Here is a 20,827-nt window from a genome sequence, read left to right as displayed (position 1 = left end):
TCGTCCGATTGCGCGGCGGGCACATCCGATCTAAGCGCCGCTCGCGCTCACAACAGGGTATACGATGACCATCAAGCCCGTCCGCAAGGCCGTTTTTCCCGTCGCCGGCCTCGGCACGCGTTTCCTGCCCGCCACCAAGGCGATGCCGAAGGAGATGCTGACCGTCGTCGACAAGCCGCTGATCCAATATGCCGTCGAGGAGGCGCTGGAGGCGGGGATCGAGCAGATCATTTTCGTGACCGGGCGCAACAAGGGCGCGCTCGAGGATCATTTCGACATCTCCTACGAGCTCGAGAGCACGATGCAGGCGCGCGGCAAGTCGCTCGCGCCGATCCAGGGCACCCGCATGAAGCCGGGCAGCCCGGTCTATATTCGCCAGCAGGAACCGCTCGGGCTCGGCCACGCGGTCTGGTGCGCGCGCGAGATCGTCGGCGACGAGCCGTTCGCGGTGCTGCTGCCCGACGAATTGATGGTCGGCACGCCCGGCTTCATCGCGCAAATGGTCGAGGCATATAATCAGGTCGGCGGCAACGTCATCGGCGCGCTCGAGGTCGCGGACAGCGAAACGGACAAATACGGCATCATCTCGCCCGGCACGGTCGACGGCCGGCTGACCGAGGTGACCGCGCTGGTCGAGAAACCGAAGCAGGGCAGCGCGCCGTCCAACCTGATGATCCCGGGCCGCTACATCCTGCAGCCCGAGGTGATGCGCATCCTCGAGCGGCAGGAAAAGGGTGCGGGCGGCGAGATCCAACTGACCGACGCAATGGCGCAGCTGATCGGCAAGCAACCCTTCCACGGCTTCACCTTCGACGGCGCGCGCTACGATTGCGGCGACAAGGCGGGGTATATCCAGGCGAACCTGGCGCTTGCGCTACAACGCGAGGATATCGGCCCGGCGGTGCGGAGTTTTGCCGAGGCGTTGCTGCGCTGAGGCGTCAGGCGTCCCGGCTGCCGCAGGCGCGGCAGCCGGGGTCCTTGGGCAGGCGCAGCGTGCGAAAGCGCAGCGCCAGCGTATCGGCGAGCAGCAACTGCCCCGCGCCATCGTCGCCGAACGGGGTGATGGCGCGCAATGTCTCCAGCGCGGCGAGGCTGCCGATCATCCCCGCCATCGGGCCGAGCACGCCATCCTCCGCGCAGCTGACGCCCGCGCGCTCCGGGTCCTCGCCGACAAAGCAGCGATAGCAGGGCTTGTCCGCCTCCCACCCGCGAAACGTCGCCAGTTGCCCGTCGAACTGGCCGATTGCGGCGGAAATCAGCGGGATGCGCCCGGCGAGGCACGCGTCGGCGACGAGCAGCCGCGTCGCGAAATTGTCGCACCCGTCGAGCACCGCGTCGGCATCCGCGACGAGCGCGACGACGTTGGACGCGTCGATCCGCATGACCCGCCCCACCGCCGCGACATGCGGATTGAGCCGGCGGGCCGCGGCGGCTGCGGTGTCCGCCTTCGGCAGGCCGATGTCCTGCGTCCCGTAGATCGTCTGCCGTTGCAGGTTGGAGAGATCGACCCGGTCATCGTCGACGATGGTCAGCCGGCCTATCCCCGCCGCGGCCAGATACTGGATCGCCGGCGATCCGATGCCGCCCGCGCCGACCACGAGCACATGCGCTGCGCGCAGCCGCAGCTGGCCGGCCCCGCCGACCTCCTTCAGGATGATGTGCCGCGCATAGCGCGTCAGCTCGGCATCGCCGAGCACCGCCGGTCCGGTCATCGCCGGCTTACGCGCCCCAGGCGAAGGTCAGGCTGGTCTTGTACCAGCCATCGCCAGCCTGTGTCGCGGGCGCGATGTTGCCGCGCGCCATGCTCGACACCAGTCCTGCGGCATATTGTTCGACCGCGGGGCATTGGATCGCGCGCGGGATGACGCGGCGCGGGCGGCCGGCCGCCACCAACACCGCGACGTCGACGCGCAGCGTCCACCCGTTCGGTCCCTGGATCGCCGCGGCGCAATGGCCCGCCTGCACCTCGGCGCGCACGAAATCCGACAGCGCGGCGCCATCTGGGGGATCGCGCAGGAAGGGCAGGGGGCGCAAGGTCGTCCAGTCCGCCGGCGGCATCGGCAGCGGCGCGGGCGCGATCGTCTGCGTCGCCTGGGCGAGCAGGGCGAGCAGCAGGCTCACCGGCCCGTCGATCCGAAGCCGCCGCTGCCACGCGCCGTCTCGTCAAGCGTCGCGACCGCGTCCAACGTCGCGCGGAGCACGGGGGCGGGCACGAGCTGCGCGATCCGCTCGCCGCGCGCGATGACGAAGGGCTCTTCGCCAAGATTGGCGAGGATCACCTTCACCTCGCCGCGATAATCCGAATCGATCGTGCCGGGGGTGTTGAGGCAGGTGACGCCATGTTTCAGCGCCAGGCCGGATCGCGGCCGCACCTGCACTTCATAGCCGTCCGGGATCGCCATCGCGAAGCCGGTGGCGACGGCGGCGCGCGCGCCCGGCGCGATCGTCACCGCTTCCGCCGCGACGACGTCCATCCCCGCCGCGCCCGCGGTCGCATAGACCGGCAAAGGCAGGCCCTCGCCATGCGGCAGGCGGGTGACGGCGATACGGATGCTGCTCACGCGCCGATCCTAGACGCGATCGGCCGGCGATGAAAGTCGTTCAGATCGTTCGGAAACGTCCGCTAGGGCAAGCGCATCGGCGATCCGCTGCGCCAGCCGTGCGGCCACCGCGTCCTTGGGCAGGCGTTCCCACGATTCGACGCCGCCCGCAGTGACCAGATGCACGGTGTTCGTCGTACCGCCGAACACGTCGCCCGATACGTCGTTGGCAACGATCCAGTCCGCACCCTTGCGCACGCGCTTGGCCGCCGCGTGGTCCAGCACGTCCTGCGTCTCCGCCGCAAAGCCGACGACGAGCAGGGGGCGGCGCGGGCTTTTCGCCAGCGTCGCGAGGATGTCGACATTCTCGGTCAGCGTCAGCACCGGGGGCGCATCGCCCTTCTTGACCTTATGCGGCGCTGCCTCGACCCGCCAGTCCGCGACGGCGGCGACCATCACCGCGGCGTCGACGGGCAGCGCCGCGGCGACCGCGTCTGCCATATCCTGCGCGCTCTCGACGTCGATGCGATCGACGCCCGGCGGCGTTGCCAGCGTCACCGGACCGGCGACGAGGCTCACCCGCGCGCCCAGCGCGGCAAGCGCGCCGGCGATGGCGAAACCCTGACGGCCGGACGATCGATTGGCGATGTAGCGCACCGGGTCGATCGCCTCGTGCGTCGGCCCTGCGGTGACGAGGATGTGCCGTCCATCCAGCGGACGGTCGTCGCCGATGCCCAAATGCCGTTCGATCGCGTCGGCGATGGCTTGCGGTTCGGGCAGACGGCCCGGGCCGTATTCGCCGCACGCCATCGGCCCCTCGTCGGGCTCGATCACCGTGACGCCGTCGGCGCGCAGCGCCCTGACATTGCGGCGCGTTGCCGCATGGCCCCACATCCGCACGTTCATCGCGGGCACCGCGAGCACCGGCGTATCGGTGGCAAGCAGCACCGTCGTGGCGAGATCGTCCGCGAGCCCCGCCGCCATCCGCGCGATCAGATCGGCGGTGGCGGGCGCGACGACGATCAGATCCGCCTCGCGGCTGAGCTGGATATGCCCCATCTCCGCCTCGTCCTTCAGATCCCAGAGGCTGGTGTAGACCTTGTCCTCGCTGAGCGCGGCGAGCGTCATCGGGGTGACGAAATGGCCCGCCCCCTCGGTCATCACACATCGCACCGCATGCCCGCGCCGCTTGAGCAGCCGGATCAGCTCGCACGCCTTGTACGCCGCGATACCGCCGCCGACGATCAGGAGGATGCGCTTCATCGGATCAGCCTCGTCACCGTGATGCGCCGCGTATCGATCGCGGCGGACAGGAGATCGCGGGCGCCATCGACCGCGAACGCGATGCCGACCAGCGACAGCGGCGCGATCAGCAGCCCCCAATAGAAGGTGTCGAGCCGTCCGAACAGCGCCAGCACGATCCCATATGCCGCTAGCAGCGCCAGCACGCGCACCGCGAGCGGATCGCGCCACGCCGCCCAGCCGAACAGCGACAGCGCGAACAGCGGCGCGGCGAGCCACAGCGGCGCTACCGCGAGCGCGGTCGACAGCGCCATCGTCCGCACGAAGAAACCGGGCCCCAGCTGTCCCGCCCAGCCCGGCGACGCCGCGTCGAGCGGCCGCACGACGCCCGCGACCGCATGCGCGTGGAGCAGCAACGCGATCGCCAGCACCGCGGCGGCGACTGCCCATCCCGCCGCCTCGCGCGGGCGCCGCTCGACCAGGGCGATGCCGCCCATCAACAGCAGGTACAGCCCCGCCGTCTCGCGGATCAGCGCCGCCGCCAATCCGAAGGCGACCGCGGGCAGCCACCGCCCGGGTTTCCACACCCCCAGCGACAGCGCGATCAGCAGCCCGGCCCAGATTTCGTGGAACGGGGCAAGATCGGTCTGCACGAAGGCCATCATGCCGCCGGCGAGTAGCGTCAGCGCGATCAGCCGCGGCGGTGGTCGTGCGAAGGCGGAGGTGAGCCGCGCCCACCATGCGATCATCACCGCGGCGCAGAGGAGGTATAGCAGGCCGTCCACCACGGTGCGCGGCAGTGCCGCCTGGACGCGCGCCAGCGTCGGCAGGCGCATCGTGACGAAGGGCTTCAGCGGATAATGGCCCGCGCGCTGCGCGTCCGCCGCGGCGAGATAATAGTCGCGGCCGGCGCGGACGTTGTCGACGATCGTTTCGTACAACACGATGTCGGCCTGGTCTTCCGCGCGCTTTGCCGGATCGCCGCTCGCGGCGGGCGGCGCGGGGCTGGCGAGCGCGAGCGCGGTTGCAAAGAGCAGTGCGAGCGCGAGCAGCGCGACGCCGATCCGGCCGCCGCGCGGCTGCACGTCCGCGAAGCGCGAAGGGCGGGCGAGCCAGAGCGGGGCGAGCGCGCGGCGGTGCATGTCAGCGCGGCGCCCTCGTCACCCCCACCCTTCCGTGGGGAGAGCGAAAAAGCCCGTCGTCGCGGACGATGAAAAGAGCAGGGGCGGCGCTCAATGCACGACCATCAGCGTGCCCGCGACGCTCGCCGCCGCCGCGACGACCGCCACCGCGGCATAGCGCCAGCCGCCACCGATCCGCACGACTTCGATCTCCTTGAGCGGCGGGGCGGGGGGCTCGCCGCCCGGCTCGGGATAGCGCGCCTCAATCCGGCGGATCAGGTCGGGCAGGCCCGCGATCGTGCGTACGTCCCTGATCAGCCGATCGGCGATCGCCGCTTCGGGGCCGAGCTCGGTCCGAATCCATTCCCGCACGAACGGCGCGGCCGATTCCCACAGATTGATGTCGGGATCGAGGCCCGTCGCGACGCCTTCGACCATCACCATCGTCTTCTGGAGCAGCAGCAGGTGCGGCTGCGTCACCATGTCGAAATCGCGGGTGATGCTGAACAGGCCGTCCAGCATCATGCCGATCGACATGTCCTTGACCGGCAGGCCGCGCATCGGCTCGCCCACCGCGCGCAGCGCAGTCGCGAATTCGGCGACATTATGGTGCGCGGGGACGTAGCCCGCCTCGAAATGGATTTCGGCGACGCGGCGGTAATTGCCGGTGATCAGGCCGTACAGGATTTCGGCCAGCCACACCCGCGCGCGCCGGTCGATACGGCCCATGATGCCGAAATCGATAGCCGCGATCTTGTCGCCGGGCAGCGCGAACAGATTGCCCTGGTGCATGTCGGCGTGGAAGAATCCTTCCGCGATCGCCTGGCGCAGGAACGCCTGGACGAGCGTGTTGGCGAGCTTCTTCACGTCATAGCCGGCGTCGATCAGCGCCTGCCGGTTCGACAGCTTGATGCCGTCGATCCATTCCATCGTCAGCACGCGCGTCGACGAACGCTGCCAGTCGATTGCCGGCACGACGAAATCGGGCTCGGCGGTCATCGCCTCGGCCAGTTCGCTCGCCGAGGCTGCCTCGCGCTGGAAATTGAGTTCGCGCAGCGTCCAGCGGCGGAAATTCTCCACCGTCAGGCGCGGCCGCAGCCGCTTCGCCTCGCCGCCCAGCCCCTCGAGCTGCGCGGCGGCCCATTGATAGGTGTCGATCGCCCGCGTGAAATCCGCCTCCACGCCGGGGCGCAGCACCTTGACCGCGACCTGCCGCCCGTCGGTGGTCACCGCCCGGTGAACCTGCGCGATTGAGGCGGCGCCGACGGGCGTTTCCTCGATATGCCGGAACGCCGCCTCTATCGGCCGGCCGAGCCCCGCCTCCAGCGCGGTGCGGATCGTCGCGAACGGCACCGGCGGCAATTGGTCCTGCAGGCGCAGCAGGTCGTGCGCCGCCGCTTCGCCGACGAGGTCGGGGCGCGTCGCCAGCGTCTGGCCGAGCTTGATCGCGGCCGGGCCGATCGCCTGGAAGGCATCGGCATAGCGCGGGGTCGCCGGCACGCGTGCGCCCAGTCGCGCGATCCGCGCCATCCGCCGGACGGGGGCGGGCGTGTTGGCGTCTCCCTCGATCCCCTTGAGCGCGCCGTGACGCGCCAGGATGCGGCCCCATTTCAGGAGCCGCCAGACATGGACGGCGGGCGCGGTCACGAGCGTGCGGCGCCTCGCATCAAATCTTCCACCCCGAATGGATCGCGACGAGGCCGCCCAGCATCGGCTCGACCCGCGTGCTGACGAAACCGGCGTCGCGGATCATGCCCTCGAACGTCGGCATGTCGGGAAAGCGGCGGATCGATTCGATCAGATAGCGATAGCTGTCCGCATCCTGCGCCAGCATCTGGCCGAGCTTGGGGACGAGCTTGTGCGAATAGGCGTCGTAGACTTCCTTGAACCCCGGCCACAAGGTCGTCGAGAATTCGAGGCAGAAGAAGCGCCCGCCGCGGCGCAGCACGCGATGCGCCTCGCGCAGGGCGGCAGGGATGTCGGTGACGTTCCGGATGCCGAAGGCGATCGTATAGGCGTCGAAGAACTTGTCCGGGAAGGTCAGCACCTCGGCATTCGCCTCGGTCCACACCAGCCCGTCATACCCGCGCTTCGCCGCGCGCTCCATGCCGACTTCGAGCATCGCGGGGTTGATGTCCGCGACGGTGACGGTCGCGCCGCGATCCGCGATGCGGAACGCGATGTCGCCGGTGCCGCCCGCCATGTCGAGCACCTGCTCGCCCGGTTTCGGGTTGAGCCGCCGCACGAAGCGGTCCTTCCACACGCGGTGCATGCCCGCGGACATGGCGTCGTTCATCAGGTCGTAGCGGCTGGCCACGTTGGTGAACACGCCGCCGACGCGGGCGGTCTTTTCGTCGGGGGTGACGTCTTCATAGCCGAAGGAGACGGTATCGCTCATGCGCTTGCCCTAGCCGCGCCTTGTGGCGGGGGCAAACGCAACCTAGCTGATCGGGCGTGCCAGAACTTCCCGAAGTCGAAACCACCGTCCGCGGGCTGACCCCCGTGCTCGCCGGCCATCGCCTGACGTTGGTCGAACCGCGCCGCGCCGACCTGCGCAAGGCGATCCCCGTGGACCTGCGCCAGCGGATTACGGGCGCGACCGTCACGTCGCTCGGTCGGCGTGCCAAATACGGGCTGATCGATACCGATCGCGGCGATACGCTGATCTTCCATCTCGGCATGTCGGGCCGCTGGCGCGTCGATCCGGCGGAGGAGATGGCGCACGACCATCTCGTGCTGGAAACGGATGCGGGGCGGCGACTCGCGCTCAACGACGCGCGCCGATTCGGCTTCCTCGATCTGTGGCGCAGCGATGCGCTCGACGACTATCCGCCGTTCGCCGCAATGGGCCCCGAGCCGCTCGGCCCGTCGTTCACCGGCGCGTATTTGGCGAAGGTCCTTGATGGGCGCGCGGCGCCGATCAAGGCGATGCTGCTCGACCAGCGGATCGTCGCGGGACTCGGCAACATCTACGTGTGCGAGGCGCTGCACCTCGCGCGCATTGCCCCGACGCGCGCGGCGGGGCAGATCGCACGCGCGCGGCTCGACCGGCTGGCCGCGGCGGTGCGCGAGGTTCTGCTCGCCGCGATCGAGGCAGGGGGATCAAGCTTGCGTGATTATGCCCGGCCCGACGGCGAGCTCGGCTATTTCTCGAAACAGTTCCTCGTCTACGGGCGCGAGGGCGAATCGTGCCATTGCGGCGGCGTCGTCCAGCGGCGCGTCGATTCGGGGCGATCGACCTTCTTCTGCCCCAAATGCCAGCGCGGCTGAGGGGCGGGAAAGGTTGACCGCGGCGTCCGGCTTCGTTATGGGCGCCACCTTCGAGAGGGCGTAGGGTAATCCCGGCGCCCCTTTTTCATCGACCGGAATAGACCTGAGGACCGACCCGAATGGCGAACACGCCGCAAGCCAAGAAGCGCATCCGTCGTAACGAGCGCCGCGCCGAGATCAACGGTGCGCGCGTCGGCCGTATCCGTACCTTCGTGAAGAAGGTCGAGGCTGCGCTCGCGGCGGGTGACAAGACGGCGGCGACGACCGCGCTTGCGGCGGTTCAGCCGGAGCTGGCACGCGGCGTGGCCAAGGGCGTGCTCCACAAGAACACCGCGAGCCGCAAGTTCTCGCGTCTGACGAAGCGCCTGTCCGCGCTCGCCTGATCGACGCGTCAGCGTCGGGCAAATACGGCCCGCCGGGGTTCCCCGGCGGGCTTTTTGCTGTCCGCGCCACGGGCGCTTTTTGGATGTTCTCCTGATGTCCGCGGAACAGAATCGGAAAGGCAGGACTCACCACGATTCGAGTGGTGCGTGATGCCGCCAGCGACAAGAACATCTTGTTGAATCAAAGGCTTGTCATTTTTCCGCACGCAATTCTGCGGGCTAGGGGCTGTCAATCCCGTTTATTTCACATTCGTGACCGGGACGGGGCTTGATCGTCCCGCCCCAGTCTTCATAACTCTCCCTTACCGCGGCGGGATTCACCGTCCGCGGGTACTGAACAGTTTCGGGGTAACGGACGGCCCGGTGGGCCGTCGGGGGGACTTGTCTGTCCTGAAGATCGGACGTCGGTGCGGGGTGTCCGCACGGGCTTGGGAGGCGTGTGCGTGATGAAGGTGCAGGCAGCGGCGGACACGGGGAGCGAGGCGCAGCGCGCCTGGGCTCGCGTCCGTACGAACCTGCGCGAATCGGCCGGTGCGCGTCTGTTCGAGCAATGGCTGAAGCCGATGGAGCTGATCGAGGATGCCGACGAGCCGGACACGGTCCGTCTCGGCCTGCCGTCCGCCTTCATGACCAATTGGGTCCGCAACCATTATGCCGACCGCCTGCTGCTCGAATTCCGCGCGCAGCTGCCCCAGGTTCGCAGTGTCGTGATCGAGACGCGCGTCGTGCGTCCCGCCCCGCTGGTGCTCGTCGCAGAGCCCGCCGCGGGCGCCGATTCGCCCGCTCAGCCGACGCCGATCGCCGCCCCGCGGCCCGTGCCGCCCGCACCCGCCGCGATCAAGCCGGTCGTCGCGCAGGCGATCGGGGCGGACCAGCCCGCCGCGCCGCGGCCGCCGCTCGACCCGCGCTTCACCTTCGACCGATTCGTCGTCGATGGCGCGAACCGAGTCGCGTTCAACGCGGCAAAGGCGCTCGCCGAACCGGGGCCGCCGCGTTTCAGCCCGCTGTTCCTCCATTCGGGGACGGGGCAGGGCAAGACGCACCTGATGCACGCGATCGGCCATGCCTTTCTCGCCGCGCATCCCGATGCGACCGTGCTGTGCATGTCGGCGGAGCGGTTCATGTTCGACTTCGTCGCGTCGCTGCGCGCGCGCGACACGTTCGCGTTCAAGCAGCGCCTGCGCAGTGCGGATCTGCTGCTGATCGACGATCTGCAGTTCATCGCCGGCAAGGATGCGACGCAGGAGGAATTCTTCCACACCGTCAACGAGATCATGAGCGCGGGCAAGCGCCTCGTCATCTCCGCCGATCGCTGCCCGCAGGCACTCGACGGGATCGAGACGCGGATCGTCAGCCGCATGGCGGTGGGCCTCGTCGCCGACATCAAGGCGCCCGACCTCACGTTGCGCCGTGCGATACTGGACAGGAAACTTGCCGACCTGCCCGATGCAGACGTCCCCGCCGAGGTGCTCGACCTGCTGGCGGCGCGCATCCACGCCAATATCCGCGAGCTGGAAGGCGCGCTCAATCGCGTCGTCGCCTATGCGCAGCTGACCGGCGACCGCATCGACCTCGACTTCGCGCTCGCGACGCTCGGCGATGTGCTGCGCGGGGCGCAGCGCCGCGTGACGATCGATGAGATCCAGAAGCTGGTCAGCCAGCATTTCGAACTGAAGCCGCTCGACCTCGTCTCCGCACGCCGCAGCCGTGCGGTGGCGCGGCCGCGCCAGATCGCCATGTATCTCGCCAAGCGGCTGACGACGCGCTCGCTGCCGGAGATCGGCCGCAAGTTCGGCGGGCGCGACCATTCGACCGTCATCCATGCGGTCCGCAAGATCGAGGAACTGCGCGACCAGGATCGCGATATCGATGCCGCGGTGCGCACGCTGATGCGCGAACTGGAAGCCTGAGTTTCCCGGCCGTCGCCGAGCCGGGGGCGGCGCCTCAGCGCCCGCGCCGCAGCACGATATAGAGTGCGCCCGCACCGCCGTGGCGCGGATGCGCGCCGCGCACCGCCGCGATCGCATCGGCGTGGCGCGACGCGGCGAGCCAGTCGGCGATCGCCGCGCGGATCGCGCCGCGCGCATGCGGCCGCTCGCTTTCCGGGCGTGGCGGCTTGCCCGTGACGAGCAGCAGCACGCGGTCGCCGCGCGCGATGGCGCGGTCCAGCCCCTGATCGAGGAGGGCATGCGCCGATGCGAGGCTGTGCCCGTGCAGGTCGATCGAACTGTCGGGGATGACGATGCCGCGGCCCAGCTTCTTGTCCCACCCGCCGTCGAGCGTGTTCGGGCGCGGTTTCGGCGCGGCGACGGGGGCGGGCGGGCGCAACGGCGGCACGCGTCCCGCGGGCTTTGCGGGCTTGGCGACGACCGGCGGCGCAGCACTCGTCCTCGTTGGCTTGGATGGGGGCTTGGACGGGGGCTTGGGCGCGGGCGGCGCGGCGGGGGCGACCGCGCGCAGCGGCCGCACCGTCGCCATCACCTTTGCCCAGAGCGCGGTTTCCTCAGGGTTGAGCTGGCGCACCGGTCTGCATCCGCGCGAGCGTACCGATGGGGAGCAACAGGAAGGCGATGCCGCGCGCCGCCATGCCGCCCGCGGTCGCCTCCGCCAGCGGGCCTGCGCCCCAGAAGGTATCGAAGCGGTTCGCGCCCTTGATCGCGCCGCCCGTGTCCTGCGCGACCCACAGCCCGCTTGCATCCTGCCGGTCCATCGACAGGAAGACGGGCGCACCCAGCGGCACGAACTTCGTATCCGCCGCCGCGCTGACCCCGCCATTGACGACATAGCCCATCGCGCCGAGCGGCGGCGTCGTGATCTCGCGGAAGAAGACGAAGCTCTTGTTCTCGTTCATGATCGCGCGGCCCTGCTCGGGGTTGGCGCGCAGCCACGCGACGATCCCCTGCATCGATGTCTGGCCCGGCCCGATCAGCCCGCGCGCCTTCATCAGCGCGCCGATGCCGGTATAGTCGCGGCCGTTCTGGTCGTCGTAGCCGACGCGCATGATCTGGCCGTCGGGCAGGCGCAGGCGCCCCGAGCCTTGCACCTGCAGGAAGAACACCGCCGCCTCGTCCGCGCCCCAGGCCAGCACCGGCGCGCGCCGGTCGATCGCACCGCCGACGATCGCGGCGCGGTCGTAATAGGGGATCAGGCTCTTGCCATCGACGCGGCCACGGATCTTCTTGCCCTTGAGATCGGCGGAAAACTGGCCGAGATCGACGTCGACGAGGTCGTCGGGCCGCGCGTAGATCGGCACGTCGTAGTCCGGACGCCGCTCGCGCGAGGCGGCGATTTCCGGCTCGTAATAGCCGGTGGCGAAGGCGCGGCCGTCGCCGACCTGCACCGTTTCGAAATTGGCGATGAAGAAATCGCGCGCGCCGCCGCGCGGGGTCGCACGCGCCGCGTCGCACGCCGCCTGCCAATCGGGCCCGCGCGTCAGGCCGGACGCGTCGGTGCGGCGGATCAGGCCGGGACAGCTGGTCAGGAACGCCTGCCGCGCCGCTTCCGCCTGCGCCTCGGTGATCGGCAGCGTGTCGATCGCGGGGCCGGGCACGATGCCCGCGCTGGCGGCATTGGTCGCGCCCGCGATCGGGACGACCGGCGTGCCGAGCAAGGGCGTCGCGGGCTGGATACGCCCGTCATAGGCGCGGCCGCTTGCGATCGTCTGGCCGGTCGTCCCCGCGGTCGGGCGCGCTGGCGCGGGGCGGGCGGGGGTGGGGCGTCCGCCGCCGTCGGTAGGGCGATAGGGCAGGACGGGGCGATGATCGGCGGCGACGGGCACGACCCGCCCACCACAGGCGCTCAGGGCGAGCGCCAAAGCGATACTTACCGATACGCGTTTACCGATCATGGCCGTCCCCGAACACGCACCCGCTTACAGCGCAGGGTGTCGGCAACGGCAGTGCCTCAAGCAGGCGGCCCGGAACAAGCGTTTAGTTGGATAACGACGGGCCGAACCACGGGCCGGCGGATTTACCCGGCTGACCGCGCGTCAGGCCTCGTCGGTGTCCGCCAGCGTCCAGTTCGGGTCGTTGCTCTTCAGCGTGCGGGTGAAGGTCCACAGGTCATGCGTCTCGACCGCATCGGTCAGCGATCCGGCGACGACCTGACCCTCCGCATCGCGCGTCACGGCGGCGATGTCGGCATCGAAGCGCACGGTGATCCGCGCCTCACGCCCCTCGAGCGTCGCATCGGCGATCGTCGCGCGCTCGATCGACACCAGCCGGTTCTCCAGCGTCTCGCCCGCCTCGCGCCGCGCGGCGATTGCCTCGCCGAAAGCGTGCGCGACATCGGGCTGCGTCAGCTCGGCGAGCGTCGTCTCGTCGCCCTTCCAGAACGCTTCCAGCGTCATGCGATATGCCGCCTGCGCGCCGCCCAGGAACTGATTGACGTCGAAACCCGGCTCGCCGTTGACGATCGCGCGCAGGCCGGGCTCCGCCTTCGGATCGATGTTGCGGTTCTGCGGTTCGCGCACCTCGGCGGCGACGTCGATCGTGCGCGGCACGGCGACGGTCGCGGGGCGGTCCTCCGCCGTGCGGGCGATCGGCTGCTGCTCGTGGCCGGTCCGCTTGCCGAGCACGCTGTACAGGCGCAGCGCCAGGAACGCCGCCACCATCGCGAGAAGAACCACGTAGAACACCGTACCTCCGATCCGTCCCACCACATAGGCGCATGGCGCGCTTTATTCAAACCGCGTCGGACGTTACCCGAATACTCCGCCATGCCGGCGATCGCGGGCGGCGTTGAAACGCCTCGCCCGCACTGCTAGGCGCGTCCACCATCGCGATCGAACGCGCGACGGGCGGCTTCGGTCCGTCGGTTGCACGCCGCCCCGCCACGCTGTCTTCAACGCTTCTTATCCAAGGATTGCTCAATCATGGCCGACCAGGACTATGGCACCACGCTCGACACGGCTCCGACGGCGAATGGCGAAGATACGGCGCCGGCTGCCGGCCTGATCTCGCAATACGTCAAGGATCTGTCGTTCGAGAATCCGAACGCGCCGGCGATCTTCCAGAACCAGAATCCGCCGCAGATCGACGTCCAGTTCAACATCGGCATGGCGCAGGTCGGCGACGAGGTGCACGAGGTCATCCTGAAGATCGACGTCAAGGCGGAGGCCGATGGCCAGACCGCGTTCATCGTCGATCTGACCTATGCCGGCCTGTTCGGCCTGCGCAACGTGCCCGCCGATGCGGTGCAGCCGTTCCTGCTCGGCGAGGCGCCCCGCCTGCTCTTCCCGTTCGCGCGCCGCGTGCTCGCCGATTGCGTGCGCGACGGCGGCTTCCCGCCGCTGCTGCTCGAGCCGATCGACTTCGGCGCCCTCTACATGCAGCAGGCCGAGGCGCAGGGCCAGTTCACCGTCGGTGAGGTCGGCCACGCCTGATCGCGGCCGGCGGGCGAGGGAACGAGGGGGGTGAACCTCCACAAGGCGCTGGGATCGGTCGGCGGGCTGACGCTCGCCAGCCGCGTGCTCGCGCTCGTCCGCGACACGCTGCAGGCGACCTATGTCGGCGCGGGCTTCGCATCGGACGCCTTCTTCGTCGCCTTCCGCCTGCCGAACATGTTCCGTGCCCTCTTCGCGGAGGGCGCGTTCTCCGCCGCGTTCATCCCGCTGTTCAACCGCAAGGTCGCGGAGGGCGGGGGGACGGCGGCGGGGATCGATTTTGCCGAACGCGCGCTGGCGGTGCTGTTCCCGGTGCTGCTCGCCTTCACCGCCGCGATGCTGGTCGCCGCCTGGCCGATCACCTGGGGCCTGTCGGGCGGTTTCGACCGGCAGCATCCGACGCCCGATCAGTTCGCCTTTGCGGTGACGCTGTCGCGCTTCACCATCCCCTATCTGATGCTGATCTCGCTGGCCTCGCTGCTCGGCGGGATCCTCAATTCGCTCAACCGCTTCTGGGTCAACGCCGCCGCGCCGATCCTGCTCAACATCGCGATGGTCGGCGGGTTGCTGTTCTTCCACGGCGGCGATGCCTATGCCACCGCGCGGGTGCAGGCGATTTCGGTGACGGTCGGCGGCGCGCTCCAGCTCGCCTGGCTGTGGTGGGCGTGCCGGCAGGCGGGCGTCAGCCTGCGCCTGCGCCGCCCGCGCATCGACGACGACGTGCGCCGCATGTTGAAGCTGATCGTTCCCGCCGCGACCGGCGCGGGCGCGGCGCAGATCAATCTCGCGATTTCCACCGCGCTCGCCGGCCACCTGCTCGCGGCGGGCTCGATTTCCGCCATTTATTACGCCGATCGGCTCAACCAGTTGCCGCTCGGCCTGATCGGCATCGGGCTCGGCACGATCCTGCTGCCCGTTGTCTCGCGCCTGCTGTCCGAGGGGCGCGAGGGCGAGGCGATGGAGATGCAGAACCGCGGGCTGGAACTCGCGCTGTTCCTGACGCTGCCCGCGACCGCCGCCTTCGTCTTCGCCGCCGAGCCGATCGTGCGCGGCCTGTTCCAGCATGGCGCGTTCGACGCGCGCGATACGCTGCGCGCCGCGCAGGCGCTTGCGGCCTTCTCGATCGGCCTGCCCAGCTACGTGCTCGTCAAGGTGCTGACGCCTGGCTTCTACGCGCGCGCCGACACAAAAACGCCGGTGCGGCTCGCCCTCTATTCGGTCGCGATCAACCTCGTCGGCAACCTCGTCCTCATCCCGACGCTGGCGCATTGGGAATTGGGACAGATCGGGCCGCCGCTCGCCACTGCGCTCGCTTCCACCGTCAACGTCGTCTCGCTCTACGTCGTCCTGTCGCGGCGCGGGCATTTCGCGCTCGATCCGCAGGTGCGCCGCAAGGTGCCGCGACTGTTGCTCGCCGCGCTGCTGATGGGCGGCGCGCTGCTGCTCGTGACGCCGCTGGTCGATCCCTATCTCACCCGCGCGCTGCCGATCCGCGGCGCGGCGCTCGCGGGGCTGGTCGGCGCGGGCGTGGCCATCTACGTCATCGCCTGTTTCGTCACCGGAGCCTTCCGCGTGGCGGACCTCAAATCCCTCCTCCGTCGCAGAGCCGTTACCCCATGACCAAGATGCGCGTCGTTTCCGGCATCAAGCCCACCGGCAACCTCCACCTCGGCAATTACCTCGGCGCGGTGAAGCAATGGGTGGCGATGCAGGACCAGATCCAGGCGGAGGGCGGCGAAACGCTGTATTTCATCGCCGACCTCCACGGCCTGACCGAGTTTATCGCGCCGGCTGAGTTGACCGAGAATACGATCGAAGTGACCGCGACGATGATCGCCGCCGGCATCGATCCGTCGCGCTCGATCGTCTTCAATCAGGCGCGCGTTCCGGCGCACAGCGAGCTCGCCTGGCTGCTCAACAACGTCGCGCGCGTCGGCTGGCTCAACCGCATGACGCAGTTCAAGGACAAGGCGGGCAAGAACCGCGAGGGCGCGAGCGTCGGTTTGTACGATTATCCGGTGCTGATGGCCGCGGACGTGCTGCTGTACAATGCGACGCACGTTCCGGTGGGCGAGGACCAGAAGCAGCATCTGGAACTCGCCCGCGACATCGCGACCAAGTTCAACACCGATTACGACAGCGACCTGTTCACGCTGCCCGCGCCGCTGGTCAGCAAGGCCGCTCCGCGGATCATGTCGCTGCGCGATGCGTCGGCGAAAATGTCGAAGTCCAATCCGTCCGAACAATCGGTGGTCAAGCTGATCGACAGCGACGACACGATCGCGGACAAGTTCCGCAAGGCGAAGACCGATCCCGATCTGCTGCCCGCGACGCTCGCCGAGCTGGAGGGGCGGCCCGAGGCGAAGAACCTGCTGACGATCTTCGCTGCTTTAGCGGATCGCGACCCGCAGGACGTGCTGAGCGAGTTTGCGGGCAAGGGCTTCGGCGCGTTCAAACCGGCGCTCGCCGATCTGGCGGTGGCGAAGCTCGGCCCGATCCGTGACGAGATGATCCGCCTGCTCGACGATCGCGGCGCGATCGACGCGATCCTCGACGCGGGCGCGCAAAAGGCACGCGACCTGGCGGCGCCGGTGCTGGCGTCGGCGCAAAAGGCGATGGGCCTGATGATGTAGCCCCGGCGGGGCGAGGAGGCGCCCCGCCCGTTACCGCGCCCGCCGGATCACTTCGGCATAGATGCGCGCCAGCGCCGCAAGGTCGCTCACCGCGACAGCCTCGTCGATCTGGTGCATTGTCGCGTTGATCAGCCCGAATTCCACCGTCGGACACAGTTTCGACAGGAAACGCGCGTCGGACGTACCGCCCGTTGTCGACAGCTCCGGTTCGATCCCCGTCTCGTGTAGGATCGCCGCGCTCACCATCGCTGTCAGTACGCCGGGTTCGGTCAGGAACGCCTCGCCCGAAATCTTGCCGCGCACGACCGCCTCGGGTGCCTCCGCCTGCACGATCCGGGTCACGCGCTCGACCAGCGCCCCGCCCGTCTGTTCGTCGTTGAAGCGGATGTTCAGCCGCGCGCTCGCCTGGCCCGGGATGACGTTGTGGGCGGGGTTGCCGACCGCGATGTCGGTGATCTCCAGGTTCGACGGCTGGAACCAGGCATTGCCCGTATCCAGCGTCATCGCCTCGAGCGCGGCGAGCGCACGCACCAGCCTGGGCAAGGGATTGTCGGCGAGATGGGGATAGGCGACGTGCCCCTGCCGTCCGGGCACGTCGATCCAGATATTGACCGATCCGCGCCGGCCGATCTTAACCATGTCGCCCAGCCGGTGCACCGAGGTCGGTTCGCCGACCAGGCACAGGTCCGGCGCGACACCGGTCGTCGCCATCCGCGCGATCAGCGCTTGCGTGCCGAAGGTGGCGGGCCCTTCCTCGTCGCCCGTGATGAGCAGGCTCAGCGGCCCGCTATCCGGCACCTGCGCCGCGGCCGCGACGAAGGCGGCGACCGCTCCCTTCATGTCCACCGCGCCGCGGCCATAGAGCAGGTCGCCGCGCACCGCGCCGCTCCACGGCGATCCGGTCCATCCCTCGCCAGGCGGCACGACGTCGACATGGCCTGCGAAAGCGAGGTGCCGGCCGGTGCCCGGCCGCGTCGCGATCATATTCTCGACCGGGCCATCGGGCGCCTCGCCGGTCACGAAGCGATCGACCGCGAAGCCTAGCGGCACCAGCGCCGCCTCCAGCACGTCGAACACCGCCCCGCGCGCGGGTGTGACGCTATCGGCGCGCAGCAGCGCCTGTGCCAGAACCAGGGCGTCCGTCATCGCTGCGGTCACCGCGCGGGCTGCTCATATTGCTCGATCACCCAATTTTCTTCCTGCGCGCCTGCGATCCAGTCCTGCATCCAAGGATGCTGGACGACCGCGTCGAGGTAGCTCGCGGCGAAGCGCGCGATCGGGAGTTGATAGGTGAGGATGCGCGTCACCACGGGCGCGAACATGATGTCCGCCGCGCCGAAATCGCCGAACAGGAATGCGCCGTCGCCGCCGAAGCGCGCCCGCGCCTGCGCCCACAATTCCATAATCCGCTTCAGGTCGACGATGACGTCGTCGTCCGGGTGCGTCGCGGGAAATTGCTGGCGCACGTTCATCGGATGTTTGCGGCGCAGCGCGGTGAAGCTCGAATGCATCTCCGCCGCCATCGACCGGGCCATCGCGCGCGCGGCATCATCCGCGGGCCAGAAGACGTCGCGCCCGACCTTGTCCGCCAGATAGTCGACGATCGCCAGGCTGTCCCACACGACGGCCTCGCCATCCCACAGGATCGGCACCTTGCCGCTTGACGGTGCGAACTCCGCCCCCTCCCGCCGCCGGTCCCATTCCGCGTCGTAGAGCGGCACGACGACCTCTTCGAAGGGAATGCCCGACTGCTTGCACGCAAGCCAGCCGCGCAGCGACCAGGAGGAATAGGCCTTGTTGCCGATGATAAGCTTCATGGCCCCACGGGTAGCCGGGCGGGGCGGGGAGGTCTAGCCGATCGCTTCCAGCACCGCGGCGCGGAGTTCCGGGATGCCCATGCCGCCCTCGCTCGACGTCGCCAGGATGTCGGGATGCGCCGCGGGGCGCTTGCGCGCATCTTCGGCGGTGCGCGCCAGGACGTCGGCGAGGTCGGTCGCCTTCACCTTGTCCGCCTTGGTAAGGACGAGGCGATAGCTGACCGCCGCCTTGTCGAGCATGCCAAGGATGTCGCGGTCGACGTCCTTGATGCCGTGGCGCGAATCGATCAGCACCAGCACGCGTTTCAAGACGTCGCGCCCGCGCAGATAGTCGTTGACCAGGAAGCGCCAGGTCTTGACCACGTCCTTGGGCGCCTTGGCGAAGCCGTAGCCGGGCATGTCCACCAGCCGGAACTGCGGAACCTCGCCCGGCTGCGCGCCGACGTCGAAGAAGTTCAACTCCTGCGTGCGGCCCGGCGTGTTCGACGTGCGGGCAAGGCCGTTGCGGCCCGTCAGCGCATTGAGCAGCGACGACTTGCCGACGTTCGACCGTCCGGCGAAGGCGATTTCCGGGACGATCGGATCGGGCAGGAACTTGAGGCCGGGCGCGGACTTCAGGAACGTCACCGGCCCGGCGAAGGTCTTGCGCGCCGCCTCGACCAGGTCGGGCGCGAAGCCCTGCTCCGGCCCGTCTTCGATCGGCGTGACGTCGTTACTCACTTGGCGATGACCGTCGTCTTGGCCGCCGCGGTCTTCAGCTCGGGATGGCGCGCGTAAAGGATCTGCTGCTGCAGGATCGCAAGGCAGTTGGACGCGATCCAGTAAACCTGCAGGCCGACCGGATAGCTCGCCATCACGAACATCAGCACCCAGGGGATCACCGCGAACACCTGCTTCTGCGTCTCGTCCATCGGCGCCGGGTTGAGGCGGAACTGGAAGAACATCGAGATACCGAGCGCGATCGGCACGACACCGATCGCCAGCATGTGCGGCGGGGTGAAGGGCAGATAGCCGAACAGGTTGATGGGCGTCAGCGGATCGGGCGCGGACAGGTCCTTGATCCAGCCGAAGAACGGCTGGTGCCGCATTTCGATCGTCAGCATCAGCACCTTGTACAGCGCGAAGAACACCGGGATCTGGATGAGTGTCGGCAGACAGCCGGCGAGCGGATTCGCCTTTTCCGTCTTGTAAAGCTCCATCACCTTTTGCTGCATGACGACCTTGTCGTCCTTGTAACGGTCCTGGATCGCCTTCATCTTGGGCTGGAGCGCGCGCATCTTCGCCATGCTGGCGAACTGGCGCTGCGCGATCGGGAACATCAGGCCGCGGATGGTGATCGTCAGCAGGATGATCGCCACACCGAAGTTGCCGATCATGCGGAACAGCCAGTCGAGATACGTGAAGATCGGCTTTTCGAGGATTTCGAACCAGCCCCAGTCGATCGCCTTCAGGAACTTGGTGACGCCCTCGTCCTCCTCGTAATGTTTGAGGAGGTTGACCTCCTTGGCGCCTGCGAAGAAGCGGCTGGACTGCGTCATCGCTTGGCCGGGGGCGAGCACCTTGGGCGCAAACGCGTAATCGGCCTGATAGAGCTGGCCCGAACCCGCGCGGAACTGGCCGTCGAACTGGCTCGCCTGGTCGGGGACGAGCGCGGTCAGCCAGTATTTGTCGGTGAAGCCGAGCCAGCCGCCGGTCGAGGTGAAGCGCGTCGCCGCCTTGTCGACGTCCTTGAAGTTGACGCCATAATCCGCGCCGCCATTGTGCACGGACATCGGGCCGGTGTGGATCTGCCACGTGCCCGGGTCCTTCGACACGCCGACGCGGCTGACATAGCCATAAGGCGCGACGGGCACGGGCCCGCTGCCGGCGTTGAGCACCGTCTGCGTGATCGTGAACATGTAGCCATCGTCGACCGACAGCTTGATCTGGAAGCGCTGGCCGCGCGCATTGGCCGCCTGGAGCGTCACCGGCTGGCCGGGCTTCAGCACCGAACCGCTCGCCTGCCACACGGTATCGGCGGCGGGCGGGCTCAGTCCTTCGTCACGCCAGCCGAAGCCGGCGAAATAGCCTTCCTGCGCGCCGGCAGGCGACAGCAGGCGGATCGGCGGCGAATCCTTCGCGATCGTTTCCTTGTACTTGACCAGCACCAGATCGTCGATGCGCGCGCCCTTGAGGTTGATCGATCCCTTCAGCGTCGGGGTGTCGATCGCGACGCGCGGGGTTTCGCGCAGCACGAGGTCGCGGTTGCGCAAGGCGGCGGGATTGTCGGCGGTCGGATCGGCCGACGGTTGCGGCAGGACCTTGGACTTGCCCTTCTCGATCCTGGTCACCGGCGGATTCGCGACGGGGAAGAACTTCCCCTGGATCAGCGGCCAGGCGAACAGGATCAGCGCGGCGAGGACCGCGAACAGGACAAAATTCTGGCGTTCGTTGTTCAA

The 20,827-nt window shown here is 68.8% G+C and carries 21 protein-coding genes; 7 read left to right on the top strand and 14 right to left on the bottom strand.

The genetic code is table 11. The features are described from left to right. The first annotated feature begins 64 nt into the window (after window positions 1–64). Window positions 65–934, top strand: a complete 870-nt coding sequence (galU, locus tag DM480_RS01595; RefSeq protein ID WP_115377254.1) for a UTP--glucose-1-phosphate uridylyltransferase GalU — start codon at window positions 65–67, stop codon at window positions 932–934. Window positions 935–938: 4 nt separating this feature from the next. On the opposite strand, the gene DM480_RS01590 is transcribed toward galU, so the two are convergent. The 7 genes from DM480_RS01590 to DM480_RS01560 form a co-directional block, all read right to left on the bottom strand. Further along, a complete protein-coding gene (locus tag DM480_RS01590) occupies window positions 939–1,712 on the bottom strand; it encodes a HesA/MoeB/ThiF family protein (RefSeq protein ID WP_115377253.1) in 774 nt (257 codons plus the stop codon). 7 nt (window positions 1,713–1,719) lie between these two features. Beyond that, on the bottom strand, window positions 1,720–2,121 hold the full coding sequence (locus tag DM480_RS01585) for a hypothetical protein (RefSeq protein ID WP_232834078.1): 402 nt from the start codon (window positions 2,119–2,121) through the stop codon (window positions 1,720–1,722). Beyond that, the gene (dut, locus tag DM480_RS01580) at window positions 2,118–2,561 is read right to left on the bottom strand and encodes a dUTP diphosphatase (RefSeq protein ID WP_115377252.1); all 444 of its coding nucleotides are present in this window, start codon (window positions 2,559–2,561) and stop codon (window positions 2,118–2,120) included. Before dut ends, DM480_RS01585 begins: the two co-directional genes overlap by 4 nt. A 9-nt stretch (window positions 2,562–2,570) precedes the next feature. Next, the gene (gene coaBC / locus DM480_RS01575; RefSeq protein ID WP_115377251.1) at window positions 2,571–3,803 is read right to left on the bottom strand and encodes a bifunctional phosphopantothenoylcysteine decarboxylase/phosphopantothenate--cysteine ligase CoaBC; all 1,233 of its coding nucleotides are present in this window, start codon (window positions 3,801–3,803) and stop codon (window positions 2,571–2,573) included. Next, window positions 3,800–4,924, bottom strand: coding sequence for a hypothetical protein (locus DM480_RS01570; protein ID WP_115377250.1), 1,125 nt, complete (start codon window positions 4,922–4,924; stop codon window positions 3,800–3,802). The genes coaBC and DM480_RS01570 overlap by 4 nt, the downstream gene beginning before the upstream one ends. Window positions 4,925–5,014: 90 nt before the next feature. Then, window positions 5,015–6,550, bottom strand: a complete 1,536-nt coding sequence (gene ubiB / locus DM480_RS01565; RefSeq protein ID WP_115377249.1) for a 2-polyprenylphenol 6-hydroxylase — start codon at window positions 6,548–6,550, stop codon at window positions 5,015–5,017. Between the two features lie 19 nt (window positions 6,551–6,569). Next, window positions 6,570–7,301 (bottom strand): class I SAM-dependent methyltransferase, encoded by a 732-nt coding sequence (locus DM480_RS01560; protein WP_115377248.1) that lies wholly within the window; start codon window positions 7,299–7,301, stop codon window positions 6,570–6,572. A 56-nt stretch (window positions 7,302–7,357) separates the two neighbouring features. Between DM480_RS01560 and mutM the strand changes: the two genes are divergently transcribed. The 3 genes from mutM (at window position 7,358) to dnaA (ending at window position 10,466) form a co-directional block, all read left to right on the top strand. Then, entirely contained in the window at window positions 7,358–8,173 is an 816-nt protein-coding gene (mutM, locus tag DM480_RS01555; protein ID WP_115377247.1) for a bifunctional DNA-formamidopyrimidine glycosylase/DNA-(apurinic or apyrimidinic site) lyase, read from the top strand. Window positions 8,174–8,292: 119 nt separating this feature from the next. After that, on the top strand, window positions 8,293–8,556 hold the full coding sequence (gene rpsT / locus DM480_RS01550) for a 30S ribosomal protein S20 (RefSeq protein WP_115377246.1): 264 nt from the start codon (window positions 8,293–8,295) through the stop codon (window positions 8,554–8,556). 446 nt (window positions 8,557–9,002) lie between these two features. Next, the gene (gene dnaA, locus DM480_RS01545) at window positions 9,003–10,466 is read left to right on the top strand and encodes a chromosomal replication initiator protein DnaA (RefSeq protein ID WP_198665927.1); all 1,464 of its coding nucleotides are present in this window, start codon (window positions 9,003–9,005) and stop codon (window positions 10,464–10,466) included. 34 nt (window positions 10,467–10,500) lie between these two features. Here the strand turns inward: dnaA and DM480_RS01540 are convergent, their stop codons facing one another. The 3 genes from DM480_RS01540 to DM480_RS01530 form a co-directional block, all read right to left on the bottom strand. Beyond that, window positions 10,501–11,034, bottom strand: a complete 534-nt coding sequence (locus tag DM480_RS01540; protein ID WP_115380657.1) for a Smr/MutS family protein — start codon at window positions 11,032–11,034, stop codon at window positions 10,501–10,503. Window positions 11,035–11,059: 25 nt separating this feature from the next. Further along, window positions 11,060–12,403, bottom strand: a complete 1,344-nt coding sequence (mltA, locus tag DM480_RS01535) for a murein transglycosylase A (protein WP_232834077.1) — start codon at window positions 12,401–12,403, stop codon at window positions 11,060–11,062. 141 nt (window positions 12,404–12,544) lie between these two features. Then, window positions 12,545–13,192: a Tim44/TimA family putative adaptor protein gene (locus tag DM480_RS01530; RefSeq protein ID WP_133297769.1), complete on the bottom strand. Its 648-nt coding sequence runs from the start codon at window positions 13,190–13,192 to the stop codon at window positions 12,545–12,547. A gap of 237 nt (window positions 13,193–13,429) precedes the next feature. On the opposite strand from DM480_RS01530, the gene secB reads away from it, so the two are divergent. The 3 genes from secB to trpS are packed head-to-tail and all read left to right on the top strand — an operon-like array spanning window position 13,430 to window position 16,572. Beyond that, entirely contained in the window at window positions 13,430–13,939 is a 510-nt protein-coding gene (gene secB / locus DM480_RS01525; RefSeq protein ID WP_115377243.1) for a protein-export chaperone SecB, read from the top strand. A 30-nt stretch (window positions 13,940–13,969) separates the two neighbouring features. After that, window positions 13,970–15,559, top strand: coding sequence for a murein biosynthesis integral membrane protein MurJ (murJ, locus tag DM480_RS01520; protein WP_115377242.1), 1,590 nt, complete (start codon window positions 13,970–13,972; stop codon window positions 15,557–15,559). Window positions 15,560–15,564: 5 nt separating this feature from the next. Continuing rightward, on the top strand, window positions 15,565–16,572 hold the full coding sequence (trpS, locus tag DM480_RS01515; RefSeq protein WP_115380653.1) for a tryptophan--tRNA ligase: 1,008 nt from the start codon (window positions 15,565–15,567) through the stop codon (window positions 16,570–16,572). Window positions 16,573–16,602: 30 nt separating this feature from the next. Here trpS and dapE read toward each other — a convergent pair whose 3' ends face one another. Genes dapE through yidC form a run of 4 tightly spaced genes read right to left on the bottom strand, consistent with a single transcriptional unit; the run spans window position 16,603 to window position 20,827 of the window. Beyond that, complete coding sequence (gene dapE / locus DM480_RS01510) at window positions 16,603–17,718, bottom strand: succinyl-diaminopimelate desuccinylase (protein ID WP_115377241.1); 1,116 nt, start codon at window positions 17,716–17,718, stop codon at window positions 16,603–16,605. A gap of 8 nt (window positions 17,719–17,726) precedes the next feature. Next, window positions 17,727–18,389 carry a glutathione S-transferase family protein gene (locus DM480_RS01505; RefSeq protein ID WP_115377240.1) on the bottom strand — a complete coding sequence of 221 codons (663 nt, stop codon included), beginning with the start codon at window positions 18,387–18,389 and terminating at the stop codon, window positions 17,727–17,729. A gap of 33 nt (window positions 18,390–18,422) precedes the next feature. After that, entirely contained in the window at window positions 18,423–19,109 is a 687-nt protein-coding gene (gene yihA, locus DM480_RS01500) for a ribosome biogenesis GTP-binding protein YihA/YsxC (RefSeq protein ID WP_232834076.1), read from the bottom strand. Next, window positions 19,106–20,827 carry a membrane protein insertase YidC gene (gene yidC / locus DM480_RS01495; protein ID WP_115377239.1) on the bottom strand — a complete coding sequence of 574 codons (1,722 nt, stop codon included), beginning with the start codon at window positions 20,825–20,827 and terminating at the stop codon, window positions 19,106–19,108. Before yidC ends, yihA begins: the two co-directional genes overlap by 4 nt.

The organism is Sphingomonas sp. FARSPH (assembly GCF_003355005.1).
Taxonomy (GTDB): Bacteria; Pseudomonadota; Alphaproteobacteria; order Sphingomonadales; family Sphingomonadaceae; genus Sphingomonas.
The sequence above is the reverse complement of the archived record's forward strand: the minus strand, read 5'-3'. Positions and strand labels throughout refer to the sequence as shown.

What these genes read in the sequence shown, in the direction of transcription:
- galU (WP_115377254.1), top strand. Translation starts at nt 65, where the DNA reads ATGACCATCAAGCCCGTCCGCAAGGCCGTTTTTCCCGTCGCCGGCCTC.
- DM480_RS01590 (WP_115377253.1), bottom strand. Translation starts at nt 1,712, where the DNA reads ATGACCGGACCGGCGGTGCTCGGCGATGCCGAGCTGACGCGCTATGCG.
- coaBC (WP_115377251.1), bottom strand. Translation starts at nt 3,803, where the DNA reads ATGAAGCGCATCCTCCTGATCGTCGGCGGCGGTATCGCGGCGTACAAG.
- DM480_RS01570 (WP_115377250.1), bottom strand. Translation starts at nt 4,924, where the DNA reads ATGCACCGCCGCGCGCTCGCCCCGCTCTGGCTCGCCCGCCCTTCGCGC.
- DM480_RS01560 (WP_115377248.1), bottom strand. Translation starts at nt 7,301, where the DNA reads ATGAGCGATACCGTCTCCTTCGGCTATGAAGACGTCACCCCCGACGAA.
- rpsT (WP_115377246.1), top strand. Translation starts at nt 8,293, where the DNA reads ATGGCGAACACGCCGCAAGCCAAGAAGCGCATCCGTCGTAACGAGCGC.
- dnaA (WP_198665927.1), top strand. Translation starts at nt 9,003, where the DNA reads ATGAAGGTGCAGGCAGCGGCGGACACGGGGAGCGAGGCGCAGCGCGCC.
- DM480_RS01540 (WP_115380657.1), bottom strand. Translation starts at nt 11,034, where the DNA reads ATGGCGACGGTGCGGCCGCTGCGCGCGGTCGCCCCCGCCGCGCCGCCC.
- mltA (WP_232834077.1), bottom strand. Translation starts at nt 12,403, where the DNA reads ATGATCGGTAAACGCGTATCGGTAAGTATCGCTTTGGCGCTCGCCCTG.
- secB (WP_115377243.1), top strand. Translation starts at nt 13,430, where the DNA reads ATGGCCGACCAGGACTATGGCACCACGCTCGACACGGCTCCGACGGCG.
- trpS (WP_115380653.1), top strand. Translation starts at nt 15,565, where the DNA reads ATGCGCGTCGTTTCCGGCATCAAGCCCACCGGCAACCTCCACCTCGGC.
- dapE (WP_115377241.1), bottom strand. Translation starts at nt 17,718, where the DNA reads ATGACGGACGCCCTGGTTCTGGCACAGGCGCTGCTGCGCGCCGATAGC.
- DM480_RS01505 (WP_115377240.1), bottom strand. Translation starts at nt 18,389, where the DNA reads ATGAAGCTTATCATCGGCAACAAGGCCTATTCCTCCTGGTCGCTGCGC.